The sequence below is a fragment of the Protofrankia sp. Cr1 genome (assembly GCF_963555865.1).
Taxonomy (GTDB): domain Bacteria; phylum Actinomycetota; class Actinomycetes; order Frankiales; family Frankiaceae; genus Protofrankia.
In genome coordinates, this window is the sequence record NZ_CAUVXO010000502.1 from 922 (window position 1) to 4,131 (window position 3,210).

A 3,210-nucleotide genomic window follows, 5' to 3' on the forward strand; every position below is an offset into this window, starting at 1 on the left:
TCGGGTAGCCCCGGCGCATTGCTGCGCCGGAGCCCCCTCAGAACCCGGCGTGCCACTCGTCGCGGCACCGGGCTCAAGCAGCCCGCTAGGACGGGCAGGCTCTACATTTCACTCTCCGTGTCGACTGTTTCGCCTGCGGCGGTGACAGTCGGCGTGCACGAGGCGGTGTCGATCGCCGGCCCGGCCGCCCTTGCCGTGTTCGGTGATCGTCTTGTGGGCGATCACGGAGCGAATGGCGCGAAACCATGTCTCCCATTGGGTGGAGGAGTCAGGCGGGCGGCTGGTGTGGAGCAGGAATTCCCCGCACAAGGCGCATCGGCCTTTTTGAACGCGCAGGGCGCGTCCCACGGCTGGGGCCAGCGGCGGGTGTCGGTTGTTCTGCCGTTGTCGCCGCTCGGCCCAGTACCCGGCCAGGGCGGGGTCGTCGGGAGACGATCGGCCCGCGACGGGGTAATGCCGGACGATCGGTGTCCAGGCGTACTTGTGGAGGTAGGCGCCCGTTTTGGGGTCGCCGAAGACCCACTTGTCGTTCCTGGACGGATTGTGCCGGCCGAAGTAGCGCTGCGCGACCCACCGGCGGCTTTTCGGGCGGTGCTGGCGGCGAGCCCAGCTGTGAAGCTGGTCCCACAGCCAGTTGTCGAGGCCGTTGAGGGCAGCTTTCGACGCGCCGGTACGGTAATAGGCCGCCTGTCCCCGGATGATCGGGTTGAGACGGTCGACCACGACCGCCGCTGGCTGGCCGCGGAGCGCACGTATTTCGGCTTTCAGCCGCCGCCGGATCTTGACCAGCGACTCCTTGCTGGGTCTGGTCAGCAGTTTCGGGCCGTCCTTGGAGTGGAATCTGCGGACGTTGAAGGACAGGAAGTCGAACCCGTCCTCAATGGTGACGATGCGGGTCTTCGCCGGATTGAGACGCAGCCCCTTCGGCGCCAGCCATTCTGTGAGGCGCTCCTGGACCAGGTCGGCCTGCTCGCGGCTGTGACACAAGGCCACCAGGTCGTCTGCGTAGACGACCACGGCAGGGGTTCCTAGTTGTATTCTCCTATTCGTGCGATACCTGGTCCCGGCGGCTTCCTCGATGCCCTGGAGTGCTATGTTCAGCAGCAGCGGACTGATAACCCCGCCCTGGGGAGCTCCTTCCAGGGTCGGGGTGTACCGGCCTTTGTCGACCACGCCTGCTCTCAGCCAGGCCCGGATCTGTTCCCGCGCGGGGAACCCGCCGATCCTGTCCAGCAGGTGGTTGTGGTCGAGCCGGTCGAATGCGGCCTCCAGGTCCGCGTCTAGGACCCAGCCGCGCCGGGCGTTCTTCCCGGACGCGCATATCCAGATCATCTCGATCGCGTCATGGCATCCGCGACCCGGCCGAAAACCGTACTGACGGCCATCCAGCCGGGCTTCCCACTCGGGTTCCAGCGCGTTGCGTACCCGATTCTGCTGGGCACGGTCGGCGATCACAGGAATCCCTAGTGGGCGTTTTTTCCCGCCCTTTTTTGGTATGTGCACCCGTCGCACTGGCAGTGCCGGGCCGGTACCTTTCAGTTGGTGGAGATATCCCACCAGCCGAGCCCGGTCCTGGGAGGTCAGGGCGACCTGCCCGTCGATGCCTGGGGTGCGGCGGCCGGTGTTGCGCTGGCTCACCTGCCGGACGCTGACCAGCGTGTTGGCTCGGCTGCGCAGCATGAGCTTCTGTAGGTTGCGAACTCTTTTAAGCTCACCTGCCTGCGTCGCCTTGAAAATCCTCTGCCGTAGCCGCCGTACCTTCTTCTCCTCGGCCCGCCAGTCTGTGGCGTCCCAGTCGAATGGCTCCTCGGGTCCGTTCACCACAGGTTTGGGCGCGCCCAAAAACGCCGTGTCGACGGCGGTGGTGGTCGCGTCCTGGCCCATGGCGTCTAACTTGCCCCTCGGATTCCGGTGGTTCGTAAGCATTGATTCATTCAAAGGGCCACCCGGCTTGCGTCAGCTCCCTTTCGGGCCCAGGCACCGGGCCTGGTATGCGGCCAGTTGTACGGGTGCGGCCGAGTGGAGGGTCCAGCCATGTGCATCCGCCTTCCTGCTGCCTTTCGGCGTGCCGCCGTTCGCTTCTCAAGCCATCCTGTCCCGCCACGGATTCGGCCCCCCTTGCGGTCGGCTTACCGGGGGCAGGTCAACTCCCCCGGACCGTGACGAGGTTTCCGTGTTCCACGCGTGTGAGATGCGGCCGGTTTCGGGTGTCCTCTCTACCCCGGGGCCATGGTGCTCTCACGGCCAGGCAACACCACCCGGCCGCCATCGCCGTTTTCCAACGGCAGACCCTGTACATCAGAGCAGCATTCCATCACTGACGTTGTGCCTGACGAGGTTTCCATCGAGGATTCACCTTATTCACCCTTCCGACCTTCCCCTCGCCTGTAACCAGCGGATGGTTCGCCGGCCCTTGGGCTTTCCCCCGGGCTTCGCAACCCGCGCATGGAGTGCATGCACGGCCCACGCCGGGGTGGGGACGGGCTGTGAGCACTAGCCCGGAGATGGTTCGTCGACCACGTCGACCCTCCCTCATACCTCTCACTCACTCCGCGTGACCTCACGTCGCACGTGTTACGGCACCCCCGGCCTTGCCCGCGCTCAGCAACTCGCCGCCATCGCACTGGCCGACACAACTCGCCAGGAACGCGCCGAGGCCGCTCTCGCCTCCTGCCTGGGCGACCCCACCCAACTCACCAGGTTCATCGACCCGATGCTCTGCCACGGCTGGGCAGGCCTGGTCTCCACCGTCCACCGAGCCGCCGCCGACGCCCGCTTCCACCCCATCGGCGCTCACCTGCCGGCCCTGATCGACCACCTCCTCCACAGCCTCGACATGACGGAGCCCGCCGGTGGGCGGCCACCAGGCCTCATCGAGGGCACCGCCGGGATCGCAGCCGTCCTGCACAGCCTCGCCACCGACAGCACAGCTTCTTGGGAAGCTGCGCTCCTACTCGGCCGGACCTAGCTCGGCCGGGGAGACGAACCGTGCTCGACGCGCACGTTTGCCATCCACCACATCCAAGGGCGGCCCTCTGGATGAAGAATCATCCCTTACCGTTCGACCCGTTACATAACGATTACTGTGAAAATGGTTCGCGTCGGGGACGGCCGGAAGATCGGCCAGCCGGTCCGGAGGGGATGTAGGGCGTCGTCATGAGTAGGCCCAGTCAACGCGTGGAGCAGGACGAGCTGCGGGCGCGGATGCGC

Annotated in this window: 2 protein-coding genes; one reads left to right on the forward strand and one right to left on the reverse strand. The window is 66.1% G+C overall.

Annotated elements, in window-relative coordinates:
• Positions 1 to 108: 108 nt before the first annotated feature.
• Positions 109 to 1,884 carry a reverse transcriptase domain-containing protein gene (locus U9980_RS24610; protein WP_322770108.1) on the reverse strand — a complete coding sequence of 592 codons (1,776 nt, stop codon included), beginning with the start codon at positions 1,882 to 1,884 and terminating at the stop codon, positions 109 to 111.
• A gap of 670 nt (positions 1,885 to 2,554) precedes the next feature.
• Between U9980_RS24610 and U9980_RS24615 the strand changes: the two genes are divergently transcribed.
• Complete coding sequence (locus U9980_RS24615) at positions 2,555 to 2,968, forward strand: lanthionine synthetase LanC family protein (RefSeq protein WP_322770109.1); 414 nt, start codon at positions 2,555 to 2,557, stop codon at positions 2,966 to 2,968.
• Positions 2,969 to 3,210 lie beyond the last annotated feature (242 nt).